At 72.8% G+C, this 25,057-nt stretch carries 24 protein-coding genes; 14 read left to right on the forward strand and 10 right to left on the reverse strand.

The window, feature by feature from the left end:
- Positions 1-60 precede the first annotated feature (60 nt).
- Both TR42_RS03330 and TR42_RS03335 read right to left on the reverse strand, forming a co-directional pair.
- Positions 61-447, reverse strand: a complete 387-nt coding sequence (locus TR42_RS03330) for a DUF3054 domain-containing protein (RefSeq protein ID WP_042213424.1) — start codon at positions 445-447, stop codon at positions 61-63.
- Entirely contained in the window at positions 444-1,136 is a 693-nt protein-coding gene (locus tag TR42_RS03335) for a glutamine amidotransferase (RefSeq protein WP_042213064.1), read from the reverse strand. The genes TR42_RS03330 and TR42_RS03335 overlap by 4 nt, the downstream gene beginning before the upstream one ends.
- 188 nt (positions 1,137-1,324) lie before the next feature.
- Between TR42_RS03335 and TR42_RS03340 the strand changes: the two genes are divergently transcribed.
- The 6 genes from TR42_RS03340 (at position 1,325) to TR42_RS03365 (ending at position 8,121) form a co-directional block, all read left to right on the forward strand.
- Positions 1,325-2,698 carry an L-serine ammonia-lyase gene (locus TR42_RS03340; RefSeq protein WP_042213066.1) on the forward strand — a complete coding sequence of 458 codons (1,374 nt, stop codon included), beginning with the start codon at positions 1,325-1,327 and terminating at the stop codon, positions 2,696-2,698.
- Between the two features lie 32 nt (positions 2,699-2,730).
- On the forward strand, positions 2,731-3,150 hold the full coding sequence (locus TR42_RS03345) for a nitroreductase family deazaflavin-dependent oxidoreductase (RefSeq protein ID WP_042213067.1): 420 nt from the start codon (positions 2,731-2,733) through the stop codon (positions 3,148-3,150).
- 122 nt (positions 3,151-3,272) lie between these two features.
- Positions 3,273-5,087 (forward strand): ABC-F family ATP-binding cassette domain-containing protein, encoded by a 1,815-nt coding sequence (locus tag TR42_RS03350; protein ID WP_439644689.1) that lies wholly within the window; start codon positions 3,273-3,275, stop codon positions 5,085-5,087.
- Positions 5,088-5,188: 101 nt separating this feature from the next.
- On the forward strand, positions 5,189-6,544 hold the full coding sequence (locus TR42_RS03355; protein ID WP_042213071.1) for an urease accessory protein UreH domain-containing protein: 1,356 nt from the start codon (positions 5,189-5,191) through the stop codon (positions 6,542-6,544).
- Positions 6,545-6,598: 54 nt separating this feature from the next.
- Complete coding sequence (locus TR42_RS03360) at positions 6,599-7,669, forward strand: malate dehydrogenase (RefSeq protein WP_042213073.1); 1,071 nt, start codon at positions 6,599-6,601, stop codon at positions 7,667-7,669.
- Positions 7,666-8,121 (forward strand): hypothetical protein, encoded by a 456-nt coding sequence (locus TR42_RS03365; RefSeq protein WP_042213074.1) that lies wholly within the window; start codon positions 7,666-7,668, stop codon positions 8,119-8,121. Before TR42_RS03360 ends, TR42_RS03365 begins: the two co-directional genes overlap by 4 nt.
- Positions 8,122-8,236: 115 nt before the next feature.
- Here TR42_RS03365 and TR42_RS03370 read toward each other — a convergent pair whose 3' ends face one another.
- A complete protein-coding gene (locus TR42_RS03370) occupies positions 8,237-9,361 on the reverse strand; it encodes a GuaB3 family IMP dehydrogenase-related protein (RefSeq protein WP_042213076.1) in 1,125 nt (374 codons plus the stop codon).
- Positions 9,362-9,468: 107 nt separating this feature from the next.
- Between TR42_RS03370 and TR42_RS03375 the strand changes: the two genes are divergently transcribed.
- Together TR42_RS03375 and TR42_RS03380 are read left to right on the forward strand one after the other, a co-directional pair.
- Complete coding sequence (locus TR42_RS03375; RefSeq protein WP_042213078.1) at positions 9,469-10,236, forward strand: exonuclease domain-containing protein; 768 nt, start codon at positions 9,469-9,471, stop codon at positions 10,234-10,236.
- Positions 10,237-10,388: 152 nt separating this feature from the next.
- Positions 10,389-11,666, forward strand: coding sequence for a Glu/Leu/Phe/Val family dehydrogenase (locus TR42_RS03380; protein WP_042213080.1), 1,278 nt, complete (start codon positions 10,389-10,391; stop codon positions 11,664-11,666).
- Positions 11,667-11,762: 96 nt separating this feature from the next.
- Here the strand turns inward: TR42_RS03380 and TR42_RS03385 are convergent, their stop codons facing one another.
- Positions 11,763-12,512, reverse strand: a complete 750-nt coding sequence (locus TR42_RS03385; RefSeq protein ID WP_042213082.1) for a TSUP family transporter — start codon at positions 12,510-12,512, stop codon at positions 11,763-11,765.
- Positions 12,513-12,527: 15 nt separating this feature from the next.
- Positions 12,528-14,039, reverse strand: coding sequence for an IMP dehydrogenase (gene guaB, locus TR42_RS03390; RefSeq protein ID WP_042213084.1), 1,512 nt, complete (start codon positions 14,037-14,039; stop codon positions 12,528-12,530).
- Between the two features lie 444 nt (positions 14,040-14,483).
- On the opposite strand from guaB, the gene TR42_RS03395 reads away from it, so the two are divergent.
- Entirely contained in the window at positions 14,484-14,774 is a 291-nt protein-coding gene (locus tag TR42_RS03395) for a WhiB family transcriptional regulator (RefSeq protein ID WP_042213425.1), read from the forward strand.
- A gap of 136 nt (positions 14,775-14,910) precedes the next feature.
- Here the strand turns inward: TR42_RS03395 and groES are convergent, their stop codons facing one another.
- Positions 14,911-15,204, reverse strand: coding sequence for a co-chaperone GroES (gene groES, locus TR42_RS03400; protein ID WP_042213085.1), 294 nt, complete (start codon positions 15,202-15,204; stop codon positions 14,911-14,913).
- 169 nt (positions 15,205-15,373) lie between these two features.
- On the opposite strand from groES, the gene TR42_RS03405 reads away from it, so the two are divergent.
- The 3 genes from TR42_RS03405 to TR42_RS03415 all read left to right on the forward strand — a co-directional run bounded on the left by TR42_RS03405 (position 15,374) and on the right by TR42_RS03415 (position 19,685).
- The gene (locus tag TR42_RS03405) at positions 15,374-16,543 is read left to right on the forward strand and encodes a THUMP-like domain-containing protein (RefSeq protein WP_042213087.1); all 1,170 of its coding nucleotides are present in this window, start codon (positions 15,374-15,376) and stop codon (positions 16,541-16,543) included.
- 146 nt (positions 16,544-16,689) lie between these two features.
- The gene (locus TR42_RS03410; RefSeq protein ID WP_143058905.1) at positions 16,690-18,300 is read left to right on the forward strand and encodes a sulfatase family protein; all 1,611 of its coding nucleotides are present in this window, start codon (positions 16,690-16,692) and stop codon (positions 18,298-18,300) included.
- A 110-nt stretch (positions 18,301-18,410) separates the two neighbouring features.
- Positions 18,411-19,685: an anaerobic sulfatase maturase gene (locus TR42_RS03415; RefSeq protein WP_042213089.1), complete on the forward strand. Its 1,275-nt coding sequence runs from the start codon at positions 18,411-18,413 to the stop codon at positions 19,683-19,685.
- On the opposite strand, the gene TR42_RS14520 is transcribed toward TR42_RS03415, so the two are convergent.
- Together TR42_RS14520 and TR42_RS03425 are read right to left on the reverse strand one after the other, a co-directional pair.
- Positions 19,682-19,972, reverse strand: a complete 291-nt coding sequence (locus TR42_RS14520) for a hypothetical protein (RefSeq protein WP_042213090.1) — start codon at positions 19,970-19,972, stop codon at positions 19,682-19,684. The genes TR42_RS03415 and TR42_RS14520 overlap by 4 nt on opposite strands.
- A 17-nt stretch (positions 19,973-19,989) precedes the next feature.
- Positions 19,990-20,595: a LysE/ArgO family amino acid transporter gene (locus TR42_RS03425; protein ID WP_042213092.1), complete on the reverse strand. Its 606-nt coding sequence runs from the start codon at positions 20,593-20,595 to the stop codon at positions 19,990-19,992.
- 70 nt (positions 20,596-20,665) lie between these two features.
- Here TR42_RS03425 and TR42_RS03430 point away from each other — a divergent pair, with 70 nt between their 5' ends.
- Positions 20,666-21,547, forward strand: coding sequence for an ArgP/LysG family DNA-binding transcriptional regulator (locus tag TR42_RS03430; RefSeq protein ID WP_042213094.1), 882 nt, complete (start codon positions 20,666-20,668; stop codon positions 21,545-21,547).
- Here the strand turns inward: TR42_RS03430 and TR42_RS03435 are convergent.
- Together TR42_RS03435 and tsaD are read right to left on the reverse strand one after the other, a co-directional pair.
- On the reverse strand, positions 21,534-23,177 hold the full coding sequence (locus TR42_RS03435) for a glycoside hydrolase family 3 N-terminal domain-containing protein (RefSeq protein WP_052405560.1): 1,644 nt from the start codon (positions 23,175-23,177) through the stop codon (positions 21,534-21,536). The genes TR42_RS03430 and TR42_RS03435 overlap by 14 nt on opposite strands.
- Positions 23,177-24,214 (reverse strand): tRNA (adenosine(37)-N6)-threonylcarbamoyltransferase complex transferase subunit TsaD, encoded by a 1,038-nt coding sequence (gene tsaD, locus TR42_RS03440; protein WP_042213095.1) that lies wholly within the window; start codon positions 24,212-24,214, stop codon positions 23,177-23,179. The genes TR42_RS03435 and tsaD overlap by 1 nt, the downstream gene beginning before the upstream one ends.
- A 91-nt stretch (positions 24,215-24,305) precedes the next feature.
- On the opposite strand from tsaD, the gene TR42_RS03445 reads away from it, so the two are divergent.
- On the forward strand, positions 24,306-24,935 hold the full coding sequence (locus TR42_RS03445; RefSeq protein ID WP_042213431.1) for a malonic semialdehyde reductase: 630 nt from the start codon (positions 24,306-24,308) through the stop codon (positions 24,933-24,935).
- Positions 24,936-25,057: the final 122 nt, after the last annotated feature.

The raw sequence follows: 25,057 nt of genomic DNA on the forward strand, positions 1-25,057 counted from the left end.
CGGGACGCTCAGTACTGCTGCGCGCTCGCCTCGGCGCTCCCGCGGGACGCTCAGTCCTGCTCAGCCCTTGAGGCCCCGGCGTGTCGCGATCCACCCGGAGACGACGCGCCAGCCGATGAGGGACACCGCGAGGAACGTGCCGGCGACGATGACGAAGGACACCTGGACGCCCTGACCGCTCGCCGCGCGCAGGAGCATGCCGCCCGCCAGCGTCGACGCCCACACCGCGAGCCCGGTGCGTCGCCAGTCGCAGGGGCGCCTCCACGCCCTCGCGAGCACCCACCCGATCCCTGCGCCCGCGAGGAACGGCCACGCGGTGGTCGCGAGGCCGGAGCCGCCGGGCCCGAGGATCCCTTCGTCGTGGCTCGCACGCCCGATCGCGGAGAACACCACGATCGCACCCGCGTCGAGCGCCGCGGCGCCGATGGCCGCCTGCCGGAGGTTCACGCCGCGCTCCCGTCGCCGCCGCGCAGCCATTCCCTGATCATGAGGATCCCGGCGACGGCCGCATCGTCCCCCACCTCGCGGGAGCGCTCGCGCAGGCCGCGCGGCGAGATCCCCAGGGCGCGAAGCTCGCCGGTGTGCCCGATCAGCCAGCGCTCGATGCGCTCGGCGTCGACCTCGGGGTGGAACTGCAGGGCCAGCGCCGAGCCGTGGACGAACGCCTGGCACGGCGTCGCGGCGGTGGAGGCGAGCACGGCGGCGCCGGAGGGAGGGACGATGCGGTCGCCGTGCCAATGCAGCACGGGCGCCCCGGCGAGGTGGCGCAGCGGAGTGCCGGCGGCCTCGGGCGCGAGGTCGATGCCGCCCCACCCGACCTCGGGCTCGCCGGGCTCGACGCGGCCGCCGAGCGCGTGCGCGAGCAGCTGCGCGCCCAGGCACACCGCCAGCGTCGGCAGGCCGGACCGCACCCGGCTCGCGAGCAGCGCGGACTCCTCGGCGAGCGTGGGGTAGTCGTCGACGTCGCCGACGCCGATCGGGCCGCCGAGGACGACGCCGAGGTCCGCGGAGAGGAAGGGCGCGAGGTCGTCGACCCCGGCATCGAGGTAGACGACCTCGTAGCCGTGGGCCGCGATCTCCGCCTCCCAGATCCCGAGGTCCTCGAACGCGACGTGGCGGATGGCGACGCATCTCATGCCGCGAGCCTAGGTCCTCCCGCCGCCGTCGACGGCCCACGCGGGGCGCGTGCGCACCTGCGGATCCGGACGTGGCCGCGCTCAGCGATCGCGTCGCCGCGCTCGCGCCGCGCCCGCCGCTGGATGAGGATGCCTGATATGAGCGCGACGTCCCCCCAGCACGGTCCGCAGGCGAGCGGGAGCCTCCGATGCCCCTGAGCGCCTTCGACCTGTACTCCGTCGGCATCGGCCCCTCGTCCTCGCACACCGTCGGGCCGATGCGGGCCGCGAGGACCTTCGTCGAGGCCCTCGCGGCCGAGGGAGCCCTGGCCCGTACGGTCCGCGTGCGCGCCGAGCTGTTCGGCTCGCTCGGTGCGACCGGCCGCGGGCACGGCTCCGACAACGCGGTGATCCTCGGACTCGAGGGCGAGGATCCCGCCACGGTCGACACCGATCGCGCGGCGACGCGGGTCGAGTCCGTCCGTGCCGAGGGGACGCTGCTGCTCGGCGGCGCGCATCCCGTGAGGTTCGTCCCGCAGACCGACCTGCTCCTGCATCGGCGCCGGTCCCTCCCGACGCACCCCAACGGCATGCGCTTCACCGCGTACGCGGCCGACGGCGGCGTGGTGCTCGAGCGCGAGTACTACTCGGTGGGCGGCGGCTTCGTGGTCGACGGCGACACGCGCGGCAGCGATCCGCTGGTGCAGGACGACACCCCGCTGCCGTTCCACTTCACCAGCGGGGACGAGCTCCTCGCGATCTGCCGCCGCGAGGGCCTGTCGGTGAGCGACGTCATGCTCCGCAACGAGCTCGCGTGGCGCACCGAGGACGAGGTGCGCGCCGGCCTCCTGCACCTGTGGGAGGTCATGGCGGACTGCGTGCGCGAGGGCTGCGAGCGCGACGGCGCGCTGCCCGGCGGGCTCGAGGTCCCCCGCCGTGCCCCGGCGCTGCTCGCCGACCTCCGTGGGCGCGAGCAGGGCAAGGACCCCCTCGACGTCGTGGACTGGGTGAGCCTGTACGCGCTCGCCGTCAACGAGCAGAACGCGGCCGGCGGCCGCATCGTCACCGCGCCCACCAACGGCGCCGCCGGGATCATCCCCGCGGTGCTGCACTACTACTGGCGGTTCGTGCCCGACGCGAGTGAGGAGGGCATCGTCCGCTTCCTGCTCGCCGCCGCCGCGATCGGCATCGTCATCAAGGAGAACGCCTCGATCTCGGGCGCCGAGGTCGGCTGCCAGGGCGAGGTGGGCTCCGCGTGCGCGATGGCCGCGGCGGGCCTCGCGGAGGTGCTCGGCGGCTCCCCCGAGCAGGTCGAGAACGCGGCGGAGGTGGGCGTCGAGCACAACCTGGGCCTCACGTGCGATCCGATCGGCGGGCTGGTGCAGATCCCGTGCATCGAGCGCAACGCGGTCGCCTCGATCAAGGCGATCACGGCGGCCCGCCTCGCGCTCCGGGGATCAGGGGTGCACAAGGTGAGCCTCGACTCCGCGGTGAGGACGATGCGCGACACCGGCCGCGACATGCACAAGAAGTACAAGGAGACCTCGAGGGGCGGCCTGGCGGTCAACGTCATCGAGTGCTGACAGGTGCGCTGTCTCTTGGCACCATCGATCTCATGACCTCCGCGATGGACCTCCACGGACCCGCCCACGTGGCCCGCTACCTCGAGACCGACGGCGCCGACGGGCACGACTGGCGCCGCGGCACCACCGTCCTGCTTCTCACCACCATCGGCCGCAAGAGCGGCGAAGCGCGCACCAGCCCGCTGATCTACCGCGAGTGGGGCGATGCGTACCTCGTCGTCGCGTCCAAGGGCGGGGCCGATGCGCCGCCGGCGTGGTTCCTCAACCTCGCCGCGAACCCGGACGTGACGGTGCAGATCAGGGCCGAGAGGTTCGCGGCACGGGCCCGTACCGCCACTGCCGAGGAGAAGCCCGCGATGTGGGGCGCCATGGTCGAGGCGTGGCCCGACTACGACTCCTACCAGGCCGGCACCGAGCGCGAGATCCCCGTGGTGGTGCTCGAGCGCACGTAGCCGCCCGCCTCCCCCGGTGCCGAGGAGTGTGGCGGAGCCCCGGGACCGGGCGCGACTACCCTTGTGTGGTGGCTCACCTGCTTGGCGCCGAGGCGCTTCACCTGGACTTCGGCACCGGACCGGTGCTCGGCTCGATCTCGATCGGGCTCGACGACGGCGACCGCATCGGCATGGTCGGCACCAACGGCGCGGGCAAGTCCACGCTGCTCAAGGTGCTCGCCGGGCGCATCGAGCCCGATAACGGCCGCGTCACCGTGGCCCGCGGCACGCGCATCGGCGTGCTCGATCAGTCCGATCACGTCGACGAGGCGCTCACCGTCGCGCAGGCGATCGTCGGCGACCGCGACGAGCACGAATGGGCCGCCGACCCGCGCGTCCGGGACATCATGTCCGGCCTGGTCCCCGACATCCCGGCCGAGGCGATCGTGGGCGACCTCTCGGGAGGCCAGCAGCGCCGCGTCGCGCTGGCCCACGTGCTGGTCGAGGACCACGACGTGGTCTTCCTCGACGAGCCCACCAACCACCTCGACGTCGAGGGCGTGACCTGGCTCGCCGACCACCTCAAGCGTCGCTGGCCCGCGAACCGGGGCGCCCTCCTGGTGGTCACCCACGACCGCTGGTTCCTCGACGAGATCTCCACCAAGACCTGGGAGGTCCACGACGGCGAGGTCGACATGTACGAGGGCGGCTACGCCGCGTACGTGCTCCAGCGCGTCGAGCGCGACCGCATCGCCGCCGTCACCGAGCAGCGCCGCCAGAACCTCATGCGCAAGGAGCTCGCGTGGCTCCGCCGCGGCGCCCCCGCGCGCACCTCGAAGCCCAAGTTCCGCATCGACGCCGCCAACGCGCTCATCGCGGACGTGCCGCCCATCCGTGACAACGTCAAGCTCCACCGCATGGCCGCGGCCCGCCTGGGCAAGGACGTGGTCGAGCTGGTGAACGTGGGCGTGAGCTACGGCGACAAGCAGGTCATCCGCGGCCTCGACTGGAACATCGGCCCCGGCGACCGCATCGGCCTCCTGGGCGAGAACGGCGCGGGCAAGTCGACGCTGCTGCGCCTCATCACCGGGGAGCAGGAGCCCACCTCGGGCCGCGTCAAGACCGGCATGACCGTGCGCGTCGAGCAGCTGAGCCAGCAGCTCGCGGAGCTCGACGACATCGCCGACGAGCGCGTCTCCGCGGTGGTGAAGCGCTACTCGTCGATCCAGCTGAGCGACGGGCAGGAGATGACGCCCAGCCAGCTGCTCGAGCGCATGGGCTTCACCTCGATCCAGCTCAAGACGCCGGTGGGCCGCCTGAGCGGCGGCCAGCGCCGCCGGCTGCAGCTCCTCGTCGTGCTGCTGAGCGAGCCCAACGTGCTGGTGCTCGACGAGCCCACCAACGACCTCGACACCGACATGCTCGCCGCGCTCGAGGACCTGCTCGACTCGTGGCCCGGCACGCTCATCGTCGTGAGCCACGACCGCTACCTCATGGAGCGCATCACCGACCAGCAGTACGCGGTGGTCGACGGCGGCCTCCGCCACCTCCCCGGCGGCGTCGACGAGTACGTCGCGCTGTCCCGCGAGCGCCGCACGGGCGGCTCGTCGGGCATCGGCACCTTCGGCGCCTCGCAGGGGGACGATGCGGCGGCCACCGTCCGCGCGGCGTTCCCCGACGCGGTCGAGTCCCCCGCGGCGGCCGCCTCGTCGGCATCGTCCGCGGCGCCCGCGCTGAGCGGCGCCGAGCGCCGTGCGGTCGAGAAGGAGCTCAAGGCCGTCGAGCGGCGGATGGCGAAGATCCAGGAGCTCACGGAAGGTCGGCACCTCGAGATGTCGATGCACGACCAGTCCGACTTCGGAGGGCTCGCGAAGCACATGAAGGAGCTCCAGGCCCTCGAGGAGGAGAACGCGGAGCTCGAGGAGCGGTGGCTCGAGCTGGGCGAGCAGCTGGGCTGAGATCGCCTACCAACCCTGCCCCGGGGTCAGGGTCGCGACCTCGGTCCCGCGCGCGGCGCCCGTCGCTGATGCTTAATGGACTCACCCGAAGGAGAGTCCCCGTGAGCGAACGCACCGTCCCGATCGCAGGCATGACCTGCGCGGCGTGCGAGCGCACCGTGACCGCGGCGGTGCTGGGCCTCCCCGGGATCGAGTCCGCGAGCGCGGATCGACGCGCGGGCCGCCTTGCCATCGCGGGCCGCAGCCTCCCCTCCGACGCCGACGTGGACGCCGCGCTCGCGGACACCCCGTACTCGGTCGGCACGCGCCCGTGGCTCAACCGCGACCCCTTCGTGTGGCGCGACCTCCTGGTCGCAGTCGCGGTCGTCGGGATGCTCGCGGCGGCCGCCTGGACGCTCGGGCTCGCCTCCCGCGTGCAGGACCTCACCTCCGGCGCCTCCGCGGGCTCGGCGGTGGTGGTGCTCGGACTCGGTGTCGCGGCCTCGGTGTCGACATGCATGGCCCTGGTCGGCGGGCTCGTGGTCTCGCTCGCGGCGTCGGTCCCGTCGCGCGCCTCCGGCATCGCCCGACTGCGCCCGCATCTCGCCTTTAACGGCGGGCGGATCGTGGGGTTCACCGCGCTCGGCGCGGTCATCGGGCTCGTGGGCCGCTCGCTCGCGCCGTCGGGGCTCCTGCTCGCCGTCGTGGTCCTGCTCGCGGCGTCGGTCATGGCCATCGTGGGGGTCCGCCTCACCGAGACCTCGCCTCGGGTCGCCGCCTGGCAGCTCTCGCTGCCGGGCCGCTGGGGCGCCTGGGTGCGCGGCGCCTCGGCGGACGATGCGCGGGGCGGTACGCCGCGCGCGCTCGGCATGGGCGCCGCGACCTTCTTCCTGCCGTGCGGGTTCACGCAGGCGGTGCAGGTGTACGCGCTGTCCACGGGGAGCGCCCGCGAGGGCGCACTGGTCATGGGCCTGTTCGCGATCGGCACCACGCCGGGCCTGCTCGCCGCAGGTGCGGCTGCCGGGGCCGCCGCAACGTCCCGCCGTCCTGGGGCCGGGCGCGTGCTGAGGGGCATCGGCGTCGCCGTGATCGCGTTCGCGCTGGTGACGGCCTCCGGCGCGATCACGCAGCTGGCTCCGGGCCTCGGCACGACCGCCGTGACCGCCACCGAGCGCACCCCGAACGTGAGCGACGTCGGCGGTGTCCAGCACGTCACGACCCAGGTGGTGGACGACGGCTACTCGCCGGCGACCACGGTGGTCTATGTCGACGAGCCCGTCGCGTGGACGCTCGAGCCGGTCTACCAGGGCTGCCAGAGCGCGATCGACGCGCCATCGCTCGGGCTCGACCGGCTGATGGTGCTGTTCGACGCGGAGACGGTGGAGTTCACGCCGACGGAGACGGGGACCTACCGGTACTCGTGCGCGATGGGGATGTACACCGGCGAGTTCGTCGCGATCGAGCGGCCCGACCCCTGACCTCTCGGGCACGCGGCAACACCCGCGACACACGGCCCGCGTACCCTTTTCCGCATGGATGTCGCGATCGTCGGAGCCACCGGGGACATCGGCCGGGCGATCTGCGGATCCCTGATCGAGCACGGTGAGCTGGGGCCCACGAGCCGTCTGCAGCTGGTCGGACGGGAGGGCGGCGCCTCGGGCGACGCGATCCACGGGCTGCGCGTCGACCTCATCGACGCGCACGACGAGCGCGCGCCCCACATCGACGTCGCGACCCGACCCGAGGACGTGGTCGCCGACGTCATCGTCATCGCCGCCGGCGCCACCGTGCCGACGGGGACCGGCCAGGTGGTCGACCGCGACAAGCTCGCCGAGGGCAACCGGCGCTTGTTCGAGCAGTACGCCGACGCCCTCGCCGCGCACGGCTCCGGCCACGAGGTCGTGATCGTCGTCTCCAACCCGGTCGAGCTCGCGGTCGAGGTCTTCGCGCGCCGCCTAGGCCGCCACCGCGTCATCGGCATGGGCGCATGGCTCGACACGCTGCGCTTCCGCCGCGAGATCGCGGCGACGCTGGGGATCCGCCGCCAACGGGTGGGCGGCTTCGTCGCGGGCCAGCACGGCGACCGGATGGTGCCGCTGTGGTCGAGCGTGCGGCTCCGCGGCCTCGACCCGGACGAGCGCGCCGAGATCGTCGACCGCCTGCGCGGCGAGCGGACCCTCGCCTCGTTCCGCTCCGAGGTGACCGCCGCGAAGCAGCGCGTCGCCGGGGAGCCGGACGTCCGTGGGGCCTTCGCCGCGATCGACACCTACCCGCCGGACATCCAGGCGGTGATCCGGCCCTACCTCACGCACCAGAGCGGCGCCAAGACCGCGTACGGCACCGCCAATGCGACCGTCGACCTCATCCGCACGGTGCTCGACGGCCGCGACATCGTGGTGGCCGGCCAGGTGCTGCTCGACGGCGAGATCGAGCTGGGCGGGATCCCGTGGCGCGGGGTGCTGGGCGTGCCCGTCGCGGTCGGCCCCGAGGGCTGGTCGAAGGTGCTGCTCGACGACCTCGCTCCCGACGAGACGCGCGTGCTGTGGGAGGTCGCCCAGTCCATCAACGAGTCCCTGGTCGCATGGGGAGGCGGTGCGCGATGAGCACGATCACCCAGCGCTGGTTCGCCTTCATCGAGGTCGAGGACCGCTCCGGCGCGTCCGCAGCCCTCACCGGGGTCTTCTCCGAGCGGGGCGTGAGCTTCGGCTCGGTGTCGACGCTCGACGTGCACGACGGCCGCGGCACCATGTCGGTCGAGTTCGCGGCGTCCGAGCGCCTCGCGCAGGTGCTGGTCCGCACGCTCGAGCGGCTCGCGGTCGTGGTGTCGGTGGCGCTCGTCCGGGCGGACGATGCGGGCGTGAGGGCCGTCGCGGTCCTCACCGGGATCCCGTCCGAGCCCGAGGTGCCCGCCGAGGTGAGCGTGCATCGTCACGACGACGCCGCCGGAGGGATCACGATGCTCGTGGGCCCGCTGCCGTCCGTGAGCGCGGCCGTCGCTGAGCTGCGCCCGCGCGGGGCCACCGTCCAGGCGCTCACGGTCCTGCCCCCGCGCTGAGGCTCCCGGCGCCGGCGACCGTCAGCGCCCCATGGCGCGCACGCGAGGCGCGAGAGCGCCCGTCAGCGCCCCATTCGGGGGAGCGGTGCCGTCGCCAGCCCCGGACGGGCCGAGATCAGCCCGCCTGGTACGGGCTGACCACGATGTCGACGCGCTGGAACTCCTTGAGGTCCGAGTAGCCGGTGGTGGCCATCGACCGGCGCAGCGCGCCCATGAGGTTCGACGTGCCGTCGGCGTGCGTGCCGGGGCCGAAGAGGATCTCGTCGAGGGTGCCCGTCGTGCCCACGTGGACGCGCTCGCCGCGCGGCAGCTCCGAGTGGTGCGCCTCGGGACCCCAGTGGAAGCCGGCGCCGGGCGCCTCCTCTGCGCGCGCGAGCGCCGCGCCGAGCATGATCGCGTCCGCGCCGCACGCGATCGCCTTGACGATGTCGCCCGAGCGGCCCAGGCCGCCGTCCGCGATGACGTGCACGTAGCGGCCGCCCGACTCGTCGAGGTAGTCGCGACGCGCGGCGGCGACGTCGGACACCGCGGTCGCCATGGGCGCGTGGATGCCGAGCGTGGTGCGCGTGGTCTGCGCCGCACCGCCGCCGAAGCCGACAAGCACGCCCGCCGCGCCGGTGCGCATGAGGTGCAGGGCCGCCTGGTAGGTCGAGGCGCCGCCGACGATCACGGGGACGTCGAGGTCGTAGATGAACTTCTTGAGGTTGAGCGGCTCGGCGCCGTCGGAGACGTGCTCGGCGGACACCGTGGTGCCGCGGATGACGAAGAGGTCCACGCCGGCCTTGAGCACCGTCTCGTAGTGCTCCTGCGTGCGCTGCGGGCTGAGCGCGCCCGCCACGACCACGCCGGCCGCGCGGATCTCCTGGAGGCGCGCGGTGATGAGCTCGTCCTTGATGGGCTCGCGGTAGAGCTCCTGCATGCGCGCGGTGGCGTCCGCCGGATCCAGAGCGGCGATCTCCTCGAACACCGCGGCGGGGTCCTCGTACCGGGTCCACAGGCCCTCGAGGTCGAGCACGCCGAGGCCGCCGGCGTTGCCGAGAGCGATCGCCGTCGCCGGGCTCATCACGGAGTCCATGGGCGCGCCGATGACGGGGATCTCGAACTGGAAGGCGTCGATCTGCCAGCCGAGGCTCACCACCTTCGGGTCGCGCGTGCGCCGCGAGGGCACCACCGCGATGTCGTCGAAGGAATAGGCGCGGCGTCCGCGCTTGCCGCGGCCGATCTCGATCTCGTTGCTCACGGGCCACTAGCCTATCGCCCGTACACCTGCGCACACACGGGACGATGCGGGACCCGCCTGTGGACAGGTGTGCGCCGGGTGTCGGACGGGCGTGCCAGGCTAGGACCATGAGCTGGCTCGACGAGACCATGGTGGGCTTCGACACCGAGACGACGGGCGTGTCCACCGCGACCGACCGCATCGTCACCGCGGCGGTGATCACGCGACGCGGGGACGAGGTCACCACCCGCACGTGGCTGATCGACCCGGGGGTCGACATCCCGGCCTCCGCGAGCGCGGTGCACGGCATCTCGACGGAGAAGGCGCGCGCCGAGGGCGTCCAGCCCCCGGAGGCGCTCGAGGAGATCGCGTCGCTGCTGGCGGAGGCGCTCGACGCGGGCTTCCCGGTGGTGGCCTTCAACGCGCAGTTCGACCTCACGCTGCTCGAGCACGAGCTCGCGCGCCACGGGCTGCCCTCGCTCGCCTCGCGTCTCGACCGCGAGGAGGTGCGCCCGGTGATCGACCCGCTGGTGCTGGACCGCAAGCTCGATCAGTACCGCAAGGGCAAGCGCAAGCTCATCGACCTGTGCACGCTGTACGCGGTCAAGGTGGATGCGGACGATCTCCACGCCGCGGATGCGGACGTCCTCGCGACGCTCGACCTTGTCCAGGCGCTCGCCTCGGCCCACCCGACCATGCGGGAGACCTCCCTGGACTCGCTGCACGACCTCCAGGCCGCCGCCCACCACGACTGGGCCGTCCGCTTCGGCGCATGGCTCAAGTCGAAGGGCACCACGGACGACCTGCCCGACCCGATCTGGCCCGTGGCCGCCCCCGCGCTCGCGCTGGCCTCGCCGGGTGGCGCAGACGAGGGCGGCGCCGGCCTGCTCTTCTAATCCGCCGAAGGGCGCGAGCCGTCGGACGAGGCGCATCGTCCGGCGGGACTGTACGCGCGGGCCATGCCCGAGCCTTCCGCTCGCCCTCGCGGCGGTCAGCGACGCCCGGATCCGGGGATAGTGTCGGAGGACACACCTACCCGGAGGTCACAATGACGTGGTCCACCACGGAGGCCGCCGCCCCTACAGGGGCCGGCCCTCTCACCGATGCGCTCTCCCAGCTCGACAACGCGCTGGAGCACCTCGGCATCAACGGCGGCATCAAGAAGATGCTCACCACCCCGCGACGCGAGCTCATGGTGAGCGTCCCGCTGCGCCGCGATGACGGCTCGATCGCCGTCTACTCGGGCTACCGGGTGCAGCACAACTTCTCGCGCGGCCCCGCCAAGGGCGGCCTGCGCTACTCCCCCTCGGTCGACCTCGACGAGGTGCGCGCGCTCGCCATGTGGATGACATGGAAGTGCGCGCTCGTCGACGTGCCGTACGGCGGCGCGAAGGGCGGCATCGCCATCGATCCACGCGAGCACTCGCAGGCCGAGCTCGAGCGCGTCACCCGCCGCTACACCTCGGAGATCCTGCCCATCATCGGCCCGACCAAGGACATCCCGGCGCCGGACATCGGCACCGACGAGCGCACGATGGCGTGGATGATGGACACCTACTCCGCCGCGATGGGCCACACCGTGCCGGGCGTGGTGACGGGCAAGCCCGTGAGCCTCGGCGGCTCGTACGGACGCGCCTCGGCGACGTCGCGCGGGGTCGCGCACATCGCGCTGATGGCGCTCGCCGCACGCGGGATGGACCCGTCGCGGACCACCGCCTCGGTGCAGGGCTTCGGCAAGGTCGGCCGGGACGCCGCGCGCTTCCTCGCCGCCGCGGGGGTCAAGGTGCTCGCGGTGAGCGACATCGACGGCGCGGTGTACGACGAGCGCGGGCTCGACATCGGTCGCCTGTCCGAGCACGCGGAGCGCCACGGCTCGGTCGAGGGCTTCGAGGGCACCGAGGCGATCGACCCCGCCTCCATCCTCACGCTCGACGTCGACCTCGTGGTCCCGGCTGCAGTCGAGGGGGTCCTCACCGCCGAGAACGCCGGTCGGGTGCGGGCGAGCATCGTGGTCGAGGGCGCGAACGGCCCCACCACGCGCGAGGCCGATGCGATCCTCAACGACGCCGGGGTCCTCGTGGTGCCGGACATCCTGGCGAACGCGGGCGGCGTGGTCGTGTCGTACTTCGAGTGGGTGCAGGCGAACCAGGCGTACCAGTGGTCGGAACGCGACGTGAATGACCGGCTCGAGGAGCGCATGACGCGCGCGTGGCACGACGTGGTCGACTACGCGGGCGCGCACGGGCTCTCGTACCGCGAGGCGGCCACGGCCCTCGCGGTCCAGCGCGTCACGGAGGCCCATCGCCTGCGGGGCCTCTACCCCTGACCCCGGTCGACTCCCAATGACAGATGTGACGGGTGGGACTGACGTCGGCGAGCACGCCGGTCACATCTGTCACATCTGTCATTGGGAATCGGAGGGCTAGGCGAGGAGGTAGCGGACCAGCATCCCCACGCTCATCACCACGATGAGCACGCGCAGCACCACGGGGTTCACCTTGAACAGCACGTGCGAGGCGACGTAGGAGCCCACCAGCTGGCCGCCGATCATCGCGCCGCCGACCGCCCACGCGATCTGCCCCGCGAAGGCGAAGACCAGCAGAGACGCGACGTTGGTCGCGAAGTTGAGCGTCTTGGCCACCGCGGTCGACCGCACGAGCGACTGCGCCCGCAGCGTCACGCCCGCGAGCGCGAAGAGCGAGCCCGTGCCGGGCCCGAAGGCGCCGTCGTACGCGCCGATCGCCGGCACCACGGTCGCCTCGTAGGGCGCGGCCGACATCCGCTCACGGTCGGGCGGCTGATGCGCCTTGGGCACGAAGGCGAAGTAGGCGGCGATCACCGCGAGCACCACGGGGATGATGACCCGCAGCGGCTCGGGGTCCGCGAACTGGATGGCCACCGAGCCCGCGACGGACCCGAGGAAGGCCCAGAGCATCGGCCAGCGCGCATCGGACCATCGCACGCGACGGCGGCGGATCACCTGCCACGTCGCCATGCCGGTGCCGAAGGACCCCTGGAGCTTGTTGGTGCCGAGCGCCTGCAGCGGAGGCACCCCCGCGAGGAGCAGGGCGGGCAGCGTCAGCAGCCCGCCCCCTCCCGCGAGCGTGTCGAGGAACCCCGCCAGCAGCGCGACGACCGCCAGGATCGCGAGCGTCTGCCAGGCGAGGTCCACGCGCGGGCCGCGGCGCTAGCCGCGACCGGAGTAGTTGGGCGCCTCGACCGTGATCTGCACGTCGTGGGGGTGGGACTCCTTGAGGCCCGCGGGGGTGATGCGCACGAACTTGCCCTTGGCCTGGAGCTCGGGGATGCTGCGCGCGCCGACGTAGAACATCGACTGGCCGAGGCCGCCGACGAGCTGACGGACCACCGACGACAGCGGGCCCTTGTAGGGCACCCGACCCTCGATGCCCTCGGGGATGAGGTCGTCGTCGCTGGGCGCATCGGCCTGGAAGTAGCGGTCCTTGGAGTAGGACACGCGGCCGCGCGAGGCCATCGCCCCCATCGACCCCATGCCGCGATAGCTCTTGAACTGCTTGCCGTTGACCAGCACCAGGTCGCCCGGGGTCTCCGCGCAGCCCGCGAACAGCGAGCCGAGCATGACGGACGATGCGCCGGCCACCATGGCCTTGGCGATGTCGCCCGAGTACTGGAGGCCGCCGTCGGCGATGACCGGCACGCCCGAGGGGTGCGCCGCCTTCCACGCCTCGTGGACGGCGGTGACCTGCGGCACGCCGACGCCGGCGACCACGCGGGTGGTGCAGATCGAGCCGGGGCCCACGCCCACCTTGACGGCGTCCACGCCTGCGTCGACGAGCGCCTGCGCGCCCTCGCGGGTCGCGACGTTGCCGCCGATGACCTGGACGTGCGCGGTCGCCGGGTCGGACTTGAGGCGCTGGATCATCTCGATCATCTTGCGGGCGTGGCCGTGCGCGGTGTCGACGACGAGCGCGTCGACGTCGGCCTCGACCAGCGCGGTGGCGCGCTCCCAGGCGTCGCCGTAGAAGCCCACGGCGGCGGCCACGCGGAGGCGACCCTCGGCGTCCTTGGACGCGAGCGGGTACTTCTCCGTCTTGACGAAGTCCTTGACGGTGATGAGGCCGGTGAGGCGGCCGTCGGCGTCGACGAGCGGGAGCTTCTCGACGCGGTGCTTCGCGAGCAGGTCGGCGGCCTCGGCGTTCGACACGCCCTCACGGGCGGTGATGAGGGGCATCGCCGTCATCTGGTCCTTGACCAGGCGGGTCGCGAACTCGCTCGGGTTGACGAAGCGCAGGTCGCGGTTGGTGATGATGCCCACCAGGCGACGGTCGCCGTCGACGACCGGCAGGCCGGAGACGCGGTACTTCGCGCACAGGGCGTCGAGCTCCTCGAGCGTCGCGTCGGGGCCCACGGTCACAGGGTCGGTGATCATGCCCGACTCGGAGCGCTTGACGATCTCGACCTGGTGAGCCTGGTCCTCGATCGACAGGTTCCGGTGGAGCACTCCCATGCCGCCGAGCCGCGCGAGCGCGATCGCCATCCGCGCCTCGGTGACGGTGTCCATCGCCGCGGACAGCAGCGGCACCGCCACGGAGATGCCCTTGGTGAGCTGCGTGGTGGTGTCCACCTCGGACGGGATCACGTCGGACTCGCCCGGAAGGAGGAGCACGTCGTCGTAGGTCAGGCCGGTGAAGGCGAACGGGTCGTTCTCAAGGGGCGCCATAAGCAGAGTCTAAGTGCCGCGAAGAGGGCCGACAGCACGGCCCCGGCGCCCTCGTATCGGCGCCGCACCGGTCGACGGCGCGCGCGGACGGCCGAACGCCAGAAGTAAGGCTCGCCTCACTTCGAGCCGCCTCGCCGCGTGAGAGCGCTCACAGGAGAACGGGCGGCAAAGTGCCTGGTAGATCGAATTTTGTCGGACAATACGTCGCGATTGCCGTCACGCTTCCCCCTGGAGGCAATTGACACGCGTAAAAAAGTGACGGGAATTGGTCAAATCGGGCCTTCCCATCCACCAGGGACGATGTTATGAATGGCGGTGGGGGGACGTGAACGGCACCGGCCACAAGCCGACTGTCGGACACATGAGAAGGACGACCAGCAACGATTCTGAGCGGCAATGGCGCCGCTCGTGGGGAGAATCGAGACAACCCAAAAAGGGGGCGCGATGGAGGCCGTGGCGAAACTGCCCGCACCTACTCAGGACCAGTGGGAGTGGCAGTACGAAGGTTCATGCCGGGACGCCGATCCCGACCTGTTCTTCCACCCGGAGGGCGAACGAGGGGCGGCGCGTCGACGCCGCGCCGAGACCGCCAAGGAGTACTGCGCAGGATGCCCGGTGCTCGACACGTGCCGCGAGCGCTCGCTCCAGGCACGCGAGCCGTTCGGGGTCTGGGGCGGGCTGAGCGAGGATGAGCGTCACGCGATCCTCGCCGGGCGCCTCAAGCAGGCCAGCTGACAGACGCGAACGCCGCATCGTCCATGGAGGACGATGCGGCGTTCGCATGTCACAGGTCGGCGCAGCGGGCGCCGACCCGGGAACGACGACGGGCCCCGGGGCTGACGCCCCGAGGCCCGTGCGAAGAAGCGGCTTGTCAGCCGACGATGGCGAGCAGGTCGCGCGCCGAGAGGATGAGGTACTCCTCACCGGCGTACTTGACCTCGGTGCCGCCGTACTTGCTGTAGATCACCTTGTCGCCGACGGTGACGTCGACGGGGACACGGTTGCCGTTGTCGTCGATGCGACCCGGGCCCACCGCCACGACCTCGCCCTCCTGGGGCTTCTCCTTGGCGGTGTCAGGGATCACGAGGCCGGACGCCGTCGTGGTCTCGGCCGCGGCGGCCTTGACAACAACCTTGTCCTCCAGAGGCTTGATGGAGACCGACACTGCGGACCTCACCTTCCGTACTCGAAGTATGTGGGTGCGGATCCGCGGGATCGCCGTCGCGGGGGTCGATCCTGGATCCGCGCTCGTGAGAGCACCCTCAATCTAGCACTCGGGACACGAGAGTGCTAACGAGCGTCGGAGCGTCTCCGGCGGGTGAGATGATCCGGGGATGGACCCCGTCACCGCTCGCCTCACGGTGAGCGAGGCCTGCCTCGAGCTCGCCGCCTCGCTGCGCGACGTCGCCCCGCGCGACGCCCTCGCCGTGTCGGGCCGGCTGAGGAGGGAGGGCCACGCACCGGCGCTGGTCGCGGCCGCGCTCACGCTCGCGGAGCTGCGCGAGGAGGCCCGCCCCCGCCTCGGCGACGCGGTCGACGCGATGGCCTTCCATCGCGCAGGGCTCGAGCAGGCCTCACGCGCGGCCGTCTCCCGGCTCCACGCCGCACGCTTCGCGGAGGCCCACTGCCGCAAGGTCGCCGACCTCACGGCGGGCCTCGGCACGGACGCCATGGCGATCGCGCGACGCGGCCTCGGCGTGGTCGCGTTCGAGGCGGACGAGGCCACCGCGGTGCTCGCCGCCCACAACCTCTCCCCGTGGCCGCTCGCCCGGGTGGTGCACGGCGACTCGCTCGCCGGGCTCGCCTCCGTGACGGTCGACGGGATCTTCGCCGACCCGGCGCGACGGAACGCGCGAGGGCGACGGCACGATCCGGCCGACTACTCCCCGCGGCTCGACGCGGTGCTCGACCTCCGACACGAGGTGCGCGCGCTCGGCGTGAAGGCCGGCCCCGCGCTCCCCCACGAGGCGATCCCCGAGGACATGGAGGCGCAGTGGGTGAGCATCGACGGCGACGTGGTCGAGGTCGGGCTCTGGGCGGGCGACGCGGCCCGCCGCACGGGGCACGCGGCGCTCGTGATCCGCGGCGACGAGGAGCATGAGATCGCGGGGCCGACGGACCGCGCCGGCTCGGGCCCGCTGGGCGAGTGGCTGCTCGAGCCTGACGGCGCGGTGATCCGCGCGGGGCTGATCGGCGTGCTCGCCGACGAGCTCGACGCCCACCTCGTGGACCCGTCCATCGCCTACCTCACCGCCGACGTGCCGGTCGAGACGCCGTTCGCGCGGGCCTACCGCGTCCTCGAGCGCCTGCCGCTCGACGTCAAGGCCCTCGCCAGGGAGCTGCGCAGCCGCGACGTCGGCACCGTCGACATCAAGAAGCGAGGCGTCGACCTCACCCCGGAGCAGCTGCGCCCGCGCCTCAGGCTCAAGGGATCACAGCGCGCGACGCTCGTGCTCACGCGCCTCGAGGGGCGCCACGCCGCACTGCTCGTCGAGCCCGCGTAGCGCGCCCCGGAGAGGGCCCTCGACCGGCCCCGCGCTCGCCTCGCCGCACAACGTCCACCATGCGGTGGAAATTGGTTTAGCATCTTTCACCAGCATGCGGCGCGCGTTCGGCGCCGCGCTGAGAGATGAAGCACGAGAGGACGACGATGTCATCAGCAACGCCCCCGGAGGGCACGCCCGAGAACGCCGCGCAGGCCGGCGCCGAGCAGGCCCCGGTCGAGCGGGCAGCCGCCGAGCAGACCTCGGCTGAGCAGGCAGCCGCCGAGACCACCACCGTCGAGACGCCGGCCAAGCGCAGCCGCGGCAAGCGCATCCTCAAGGCGACCGGCCTGACGCTCGCGCTGCCCGGCGCCGCCGTGGTGGCCGGCGGCGGATACGTCGCGGTCAAGGCGCTCACCTCCAGCCCCGACAACTCGCCCGAGCACGAGGCGTCCAAGGACGAGTACCTCGACGCGCTCGCCGGCACCACGTCCTCGGGCGAGGCGCCCAACGTGCTGCTCGTCTACTACGACGACCTCGGCTACGAGGACCTGGGCTTCATGGGCGAGACGCCCATCAAGACGCCGAACCTCGACTCCCTCGCCGAGGACGGCGCGGTGCTGACGAACTACCACTCGCCGTCGGCAGTGTGCACGCCGTCGCGCGCCGCCATGCTGACCGGGCGCCTCGCGCCCCGCGCCGGCGTCCCCGAGGTGCTGTTCCCCAGCTCCGGCGCGATGAACCTCATGAACGTCATGGCGGACGCGCACGGGCTCACGCAGGCCGAGATCACCATCCCCGACGTCCTCCAGGCGTCGGGCTACGACACGGGCATGATCGGCAAGTGGCACATCGGCGACACCGAGGGCTCGAAGCCGAACGACTTCGGCTTCGACTCGTTCCTCGGCTCGCTGTACTCGAACGACATGGCGCCGTTCTCGATCTACCAGGACGAGGAGGTGCTGCTCGAGACCGTCGACCAGACCGAGCTCGACGCGTTCTACACGGACGCCGCGGTCGACTTCATCGGCGACGCCGCCGAGTCCGACGACCCGTTCTTCCTGTACTTCGCCCACAACTTCCCGCACGAGCCCCTGTTCGCGGCGGAGGAGAACGAGGGCCGCTCCGACGCCGGCCTGTACGGCGACATCGTCGAGGGCCTCGACGACGGCATCGGCCGCATCGTCGACGAGCTCGAGGCCACCGACCAGCTCGACAACACGATCATCATCGTCACGAGCGACAACGGCCCGTGGTTCCAGGGCGACGCGGGCGACAACCGCGGCCGCAAGGGCATGGTCTACGAGGGCGGCCAGCTGGTGCCGTTCCTCGTCCACTGGCCCGACGGCGTCGAGGGCGGTCAGACGATCGACACCATGACCATGGGCACCGACCTCATGCCGACCCTGCTGGACTGGCTCGACATCGAGGCACCCACGGACCGCGTTCTCGACGGCTCGTCCATGGCGCCGCTGCTCGCGGGCGAGAGCGACGAGGTCAGCGAGTACTACTACTACTACGCCGGCAGCGAGCTGATGGCGGTCAGCGACGGCCGGTACAAGTACCACGCGCGCACGCCGTACCTCTACACGATGAGCGGCGACACGTTCACCATCGGTGCGCACGTGAAGGGTCCCTGGCTGTTCGACCTCGAGGCCGACCCGAGCGAGTCGTACGACATCCTCGACAGCAACCCCGAGAAGGCCGCCGAGCTCGCGGCTGAGCTCGAGCGCAAGAACGCCGAGATGGAGGAGAACCTCCGCGGCTGGGTCTCCTGACCCGAGCGTGAACGATGCGGCCGTCCACGGCGACGTGGGCGGCCGCATCGTGCTTCCCGGACCTCCGGTCCCGCCTCACCCCGCCCCCCTCCCCGTAGAATTGTCACCGTATGTCCGATTCGCCCGCGCCCCAGAGCCCCGTCGTCGTCGCCGTCCCCGGCCTGGACCCGCTGACCGCCGGCGGGCGCCGCAGGCTGCCGTTCACGGTCCTGGCCAAGCCGACCGGCGCGGCGTGCAACCTCGACTGCACGTACTGCTTCTTCCTGTCCAAGGAGCTGCTGTACGACGGCGACGGCCAGCGCATGACCGAGGCCGGCCTCGAGTCCTACCTCGCGAACCTGCTGCGCTCGCAGCCCGACGGCGAGGTCGAGATCGCGTGGCAGGGCGGCGAGCCGACGATGCGCGGGATCCCGTTCTTCCGGCGCGCTGTCGAGCTCGCGGAGCAGCTGCGCCGCCCTCAGCAGACCGTGCGGCACACGCTGCAGACCAACGGCACCCTGCTGGACGATGCGTGGGGCGAGTTCCTCGCGGCGAACGGCTTCCTCATCGGGCTGAGCGTCGACGGGCCCGCGCACCTGCACGACGCCTACCGCGTCAACAAGGCCGGGAGGGCGACGCACGCGCAGGTGATGCGCGGGCACGAGATCCTCCGGCGCCACGGCGTCGAGTACAACATCCTCTGCACCGTGCACGCGGCCAACCAGGACCACGGGCTCGAGGTGTACCGCTACTTCCGCGACACCCTCGGCGCGCGGCACGTGCAGTTCATCCCGATCGTCGAGCGCGTGACCCGGGAGCAGCTCCCGATCGCGGAGCAGGGCTGGAAGGACGGCAACGGCACCCGCATCCTCTACCGCCAGGAGGGTGACGCGGTCACGTCGCGGAGCGTGGACCCGGCGGCGTGGGGCGAGTTCCTCGCGACGATCTTCGACGAGTGGGCCGCACACGACGTCGGCACAGTCTTCGTTCAGCACTTCGACGTCATGCTCGGCAACGCGCTCGGCCAGTACTCGATGTGCGTGCACGCGCCCGAGTGCGGCGGCGCGCTCGCGGTGGAGCACTCCGGCGACGTGTACGCGTGCGATCACTTCGTCGAGCCGGGATACAAGCTCGGCAACGTCGCGGAGCGGTCGCTGCAGTCGATGCTCCAGTCGCCCGAGCAGCGCGCCTTCGGCCAGGCCAAGCGCACCGGCCTGCCGCGGCAGTGCGCGGAATGCCCCGTGCGATGGGCCTGCCACGGCGGCTGCCCCAAGGATCGCTTCGACACCACGGCCGACGGCGAGCCCGGCCTCAACCACCTGTGCCCCGGGTACTTCCGGTTCTTCTCGCACGCCGCGCCGACCATCCGCCGCATGGCGGAGCTGGTGGGACCGACGCTGGGCTAGCCTGCCGGCTGCTCCTTGAGGAGCTTGGACACCATCTGCTGACTGGTGCCCACCTCGCGCGCGATCGCGCTCTGGGACATCCCGGTCGAGGCGAGCTCGCGAATCCGCGCCTTGACGTCGTCGGTCAGCGTCCCGGACCGCTTCGACGGCCCGCCGCGGCGACCCGTCATGATCGAGTCGACGCTCGCCTTCGAGATCCCGAGCGCCTCGGCGACGTCGATGCGTCGCTCCCCCGCCTCGACGCGACGCCGCACCTCCGCGACCTGGGCCTCCGTGATCCGTGCCATGAGGCCAGCCTAGGCACTCAGGCGCCGGCGACGAGCGACACCGCGAGCACCGCCATCACGGCCGCGATCGCGCCGTCGAGCACCCTCCACGCGCCCGGGCGCGCCAGGACCCCGGACAGCAGGCGCGCGCCGAAGCCGAGGCCCGCGAACCACAGCGCGCTGCCCGTCACAGCCCCGGCGGCGAAGAGCCAGCGCGCCTCGTGCGTCGACGCCACCGTCCCCAGCAGCACCACGGTGTCGAGGTAGACGTGCGGGTTGAGCCAGGTCAGCGCGAGGCACGTGGCGGCGACCGCGCCGGACGATGCGGCGGCCGCCGGGGCATCGTGCGCGTCGAGCGTCTCGCCTGCGGGACGGAGCGCACGCCGGGCCGCGAGCGCGGCGTAGCCCAGCAGGAAGGCGGCGCCCGCCCACCGTGCGCCTGACACGAGCCACGGCACGTTCTCCACAGCCGCGCCGACCCCGGCGACGCCCGCCGCGATGAGCACGGCGTCCGAGAGCGTGCAGATCGTCACCACCAGCAGCACGTGCTCGCGGCGGAGCCCCTGGCGCAGCACGAAGACGTTCTGGGCCCCGATCGCGACGATCAGCGAGAGCCCGAGCCCGAGCCCGACGAGGTAGGTCATGGCGACACGTTATCCGCAGGTTCTCCACAGCACTATTAACAATTGTGGACTGTGCATTAGCGTTGCTTATATGAAGATCCCCGCCGACCTCGCGCAGACGCTGGCTGCCGTCGTCGACGAGGGGTCGCTCGAGGCCGCGGCACGCACGCTCCACGTCACCCAGCCCGCCGTGAGCCAGCGCATCGCGACGCTCGAGCGGCTCACGGGGCAGGTGCTCCTCATCCGCTCGCGCCCTGCCCGCGCCACCGAGGCGGGCGAGGCCGTGGTGCGCTACGGACGTCAGGTCTCCCTGCTCGAGTCCGAGGCGGCATCGACGCTCGGCATCCCCGAGGACCGCCCCGCGCCGCTGCGGATCGCCGTGAACGCGGACTCGCTCGCGACCTGGCTGCTCGCGCCCCTCGCACGCGTCGCACCCGAGCTGGGCAGCACGGTCCACCTTCACCGCGAGGACGAGTCCTACACGGCCGAGCTCCTCGCCCAGGGCGCGGTGGTGGCGGCGGTCACCACGCGCGCGGCCGCCGTCCCCGGGTGCACGGTGACGGCGCTCGGGCGCATGGCCTACCGCGCGGTCGCCGCGCCGGGCTTCGCGGCGCGCTGGTTCCCCGACGGCGCGACGGACGAGGCGCTCCGCCTGGCCCCCGTGGTCGACTTCGACCGCCGCGACGACCTGCAGAGCCGCTGGCTCGACGCGCGTTCCCCCGGGGCGGCGCCCCCGCGCCACCAGGTCCCGTCCTCGGCGGAGTTCGCCCAGGCCATCGCGCTCGGCCTGGGGTGGGGCCTGCTGCCGCCGTCCCAGCGCACGGGCCACGCGCTGGTGGACCTCGGCGAGCCGTCGCTCGAGGTCGCGCTCCACTGGCAGCAGTGGCGCGTCCACTCGGCGGACCTCACCGCGGTCGCCGAGGCGGTCGCCCAGGAGGCCCGGAGCACGCTCGAGCCGCTCAGCCCCCGCTGACCGCGCACACGGGGTACGGGGCGTCGCCCATGTCGACGGGCCAGGAGCCGCCGGGCTCGGCCTCTCCGACCAGCACCCGCGTGAGGCCCGCGAGCGCCGCGCGCGAGGAACCGTAGGTCGCGACGTACGCCCGCGCATCGGAGCCGAAGAGCCCCCACGGGTCGCCGAGAGAGACCACCACGTCCGCGGTCGCCGCGGTGCGCCCCGAGGACACCAGCGCGACGGACGTGCCGCGCTCGCCCACCTCGACCCCCGCGGCCTCGAGCATCCGCGAGAGGGTGCGCCGCGCCTCGTCCGATCCGGAGACGATCCGCGCACGCCGGCCCACGAGCGGCGTCTCGCAGTCCGCCGTCGCGACCGTGGTGCCGGCGATCGCCAGGGCACGGCCGTAGGCCGGCTCCGGACCGGACGCATCGAGGCCGCCCGCCCACCGCATGAGCAGGATCGACCTCGCGGCCGCCTCGTCGAGCCGGGCGCGCGCAAGGCCGCCGTCGCGTACCGCCGCGACCACCGCGCGGATCGCCGCATCGGCGTCGGCGGGCATGACGAGCACGTCGGCGCCGGCGGCGAGCGCGTCGACCGCCGCCTCGCCCGCGGCGCGGCCGGACGTCACCGCGCCCATGTTCAGCGCATCGGTCACGGCGGCTCCCGTGAAGCCGAGCTCCTCTCGCAGGTACGCGTACGCCTCGTGCTCGAGCGTCGCGGGGCCGTCGCCCCACGCGGGCACCGCGATGTGGCCGACCATGACCGCCGGCGCGCCCGCATCGATCGCCGCGGCGAAGGGCTCGAGATCGGTGCGCGCGAGCGCCTTGAGGCCCCGCTCCTGCACCGGCAGCGCCTCGTGCGAGTCGACGGTGACGGAGCCGTGGCCGGGGAAGTGCTTGATCACCGGGATCACGCCGCCGCCGAGGTAGCCCTCGACCGCCGCGGTCACGGTGCGCGCGACCTCCGCCGGGTCGGAGCCGGCGCTGCGCGAGCGGATGATCGGGTCGGCGGGTCCGATGGTGACGTCCGCGACCGGCGCGAGGTCGACGTTGACGCCCAGCGCGCGGAGGTCCGCCCCCTGCGAGGCGTACGCCGCGGTCACCGCCGCCTTGTCGGTCGCCGCGCCCGCGGCCATGAAGCCGGGCAGGCTCGGCACCGCGCTCGCGAGGCGCGACACCACGCCGCCTTCCTCGTCGGCGGAGACCCACACGGGCCAGGTCCTGTCGTCCGCCTGCTGCACGCCGGCGGCCAGCGCCGCGACCGCCTCCGCTGAGGGCGCGGCGCCGCCCATGAGGATCACGCCGCCGGCGTGGGTCTCGCGCACGAGCGCCGCCGCGGCGTCCGGATCCGACGAGTAGAGGTCGAGGATCATCACCTGGCCCGCCGCACGGCGCAGCGGCAGCGCCTGCGCGGTCGCGAGCGCGTCCTCCCACTCCTCGACGGTCGGCCCCCAGGCGAGGGTCTCGACCGGCGCCTCGGTGGGCGTGGGCGAGGGGGTCGGCGTGGACGAGGCGCGCGCCTCGGCGGGGGGCGTGGCGACCGTCGCGACGGGCGAGGCCGCCTCCGGGGACGCGGCCGCATCGTCCCCCTGCGACGTGCACCCCGCGAGCAGGGCCACCGCAGCGAGGACCGCGGCGATGCGCATCAGACCGTGATGGTCGACAGCGGCATCGAGGAGTCGACGCCGATGCCGAGCGTGCTGGGCTTCACGCCCGCCTCGACCACGGCGGAGCCGAGCGCGGCGATCATCGCGCCGTTGTCGGTGCAGTAGCGCAGCGGCGGGATGCGGACGTCGATGCCCGCCGCCTCGCCGCGCGCCTGCGCGAGCTCGCGCAGCTGGCTGTTGGCGGAGAAGCCGCCGCCGATGACGAGGGTCTCGACGTCGTGCTCGCGGCATGCGTTGAGGGTCTTGGTCACCAGGACGTCGGCGACCGCGGCGGCGAAGCTCGCGCACACGTCCTCGACGGGGATGTCCTGGCCCGAGGCGCGGCGGGCCTCGACCCAGCGCGCGACGGCGGTCTTGAGCCCGGAGAAGGAGAAGTCGTAGGCGTGGTGGACCATGTCCTTGGGCCGCGACAGGCCGCGCGGGAACGGGATCGCCTCGGGATCGCCCTCGCGCGCGAGGCGGTCGACGTGCGGGCCGCCCGGGTACGGCAGGCCCAGCAGGCGCCCGACCTTGTCGAAGGCCTCGCCCGCCGCATCGTCCAGCGTGTGGCCCAGCTCGGTGACGTTGGTCGCGATGTCGTCGACCATGAGCAGCGACGTGTGCCCGCCCGAGACCACGAGCGCCATGGTGCGGTCCGGGAACCGCCCATGCACCAGCTGGTCGACGGCCGCGTGGCCGATGACGTGGTTGACGCCGTAGAGCGGGCGTCCGAGGCCGAGCGACAGCGCCTTCGCGGCGGAGACGCCGACGGTCAGCGAGCCGACCAGCCCGGGGCCCGAGGCCACCGCGACCGCGTCGACGTCGGAGAGCGTGCGGCCGGCGCGGCTCAGCGCCTCGTCGAGCGTGGGCACCACGGCCTCGAGATGCGCGCGCGACGCGACCTCGGGGACGATGCCGCCGAAGCGCGCGTGCTCGTCCATGCTGGACGCGACGACGTCGGCGAGCAGCTCGCCGTCCTCCACGAGCGCGACGCCCGTCTCATCGCAGGTGCTCTCGAGTCCCAGTACCAATGCCACGGGTCAACTGTAGTCGCGCGTGCGGGCGGCTCCCGCGGTCGGGACCTCGGCCCGTAGCGAGCATGTGTCAAAGAAGGGGATCATGGTGGGCATGACCTCCCCGGACCTCTCCACGTCGACCATGACCGCCTTCACCCTCGACACCGACGCCCGCGAGGCGCTCTTCACCTCCGCGCGCTCCGCGATCGCCTTCGACGACCGCCCGGTCGAGCCCGAGCTGGTGACCCGCGCCTGGGACCTCGCGAAGTGGGGCCCGTCGAGCATGAACACGCAGCCGCTGCGGCTCGTGGTCGCGCGCTCCGAGGCGGCCCGCGCCGCCGTCATCGACGCCGCGATGCCCGGCAACCGCCCCAAGCTCGAGCAGGCGCCGCTGCTGCTCATCGCCGCGCGCGACGACCGCTTCCACGACCAGCACGAGATCACCGCGCCCGGCTTCGCCGGCTTCCACGAGCGCTTCGAGACCAACCCCGAGATGCGCGCCTCGCTCGCGGCCTCGGGCGCGATGCTCCAGCTCGGCTACCTCATCATCGCGCTGCGCGCCGAGGGCCTGGCCCTGCGCCCCTACGGCGGCTTCGACAGCGCCGCGCTCGACGCGGCGCTCATGCCCGCGGGCTGGGGCTCCGAGGTGCTGCTCGGCGTCGGCTATCCGGCGCCCGGCGACCACGGCGCGGGCGAGCGTCGCGGCCGCATCCCGGCCGAGCTGGGCATCCGCGAGCTCTGACCCTCGCGGCCCCTTCACCAACCCGCTCCTCGGCCGGGACGCTCACCACGCTTTTCAGCGCGATCCGGCGCCGCACGGGACGTTCACCTGCAGCCGGTCCAGCGCCCGACAGATGAGCGTCC

This window comes from Demequina mangrovi, from assembly GCF_000759715.1.
In the GTDB taxonomy this organism is placed as follows: domain Bacteria; phylum Actinomycetota; class Actinomycetes; order Actinomycetales; family Demequinaceae; genus Demequina; species Demequina mangrovi.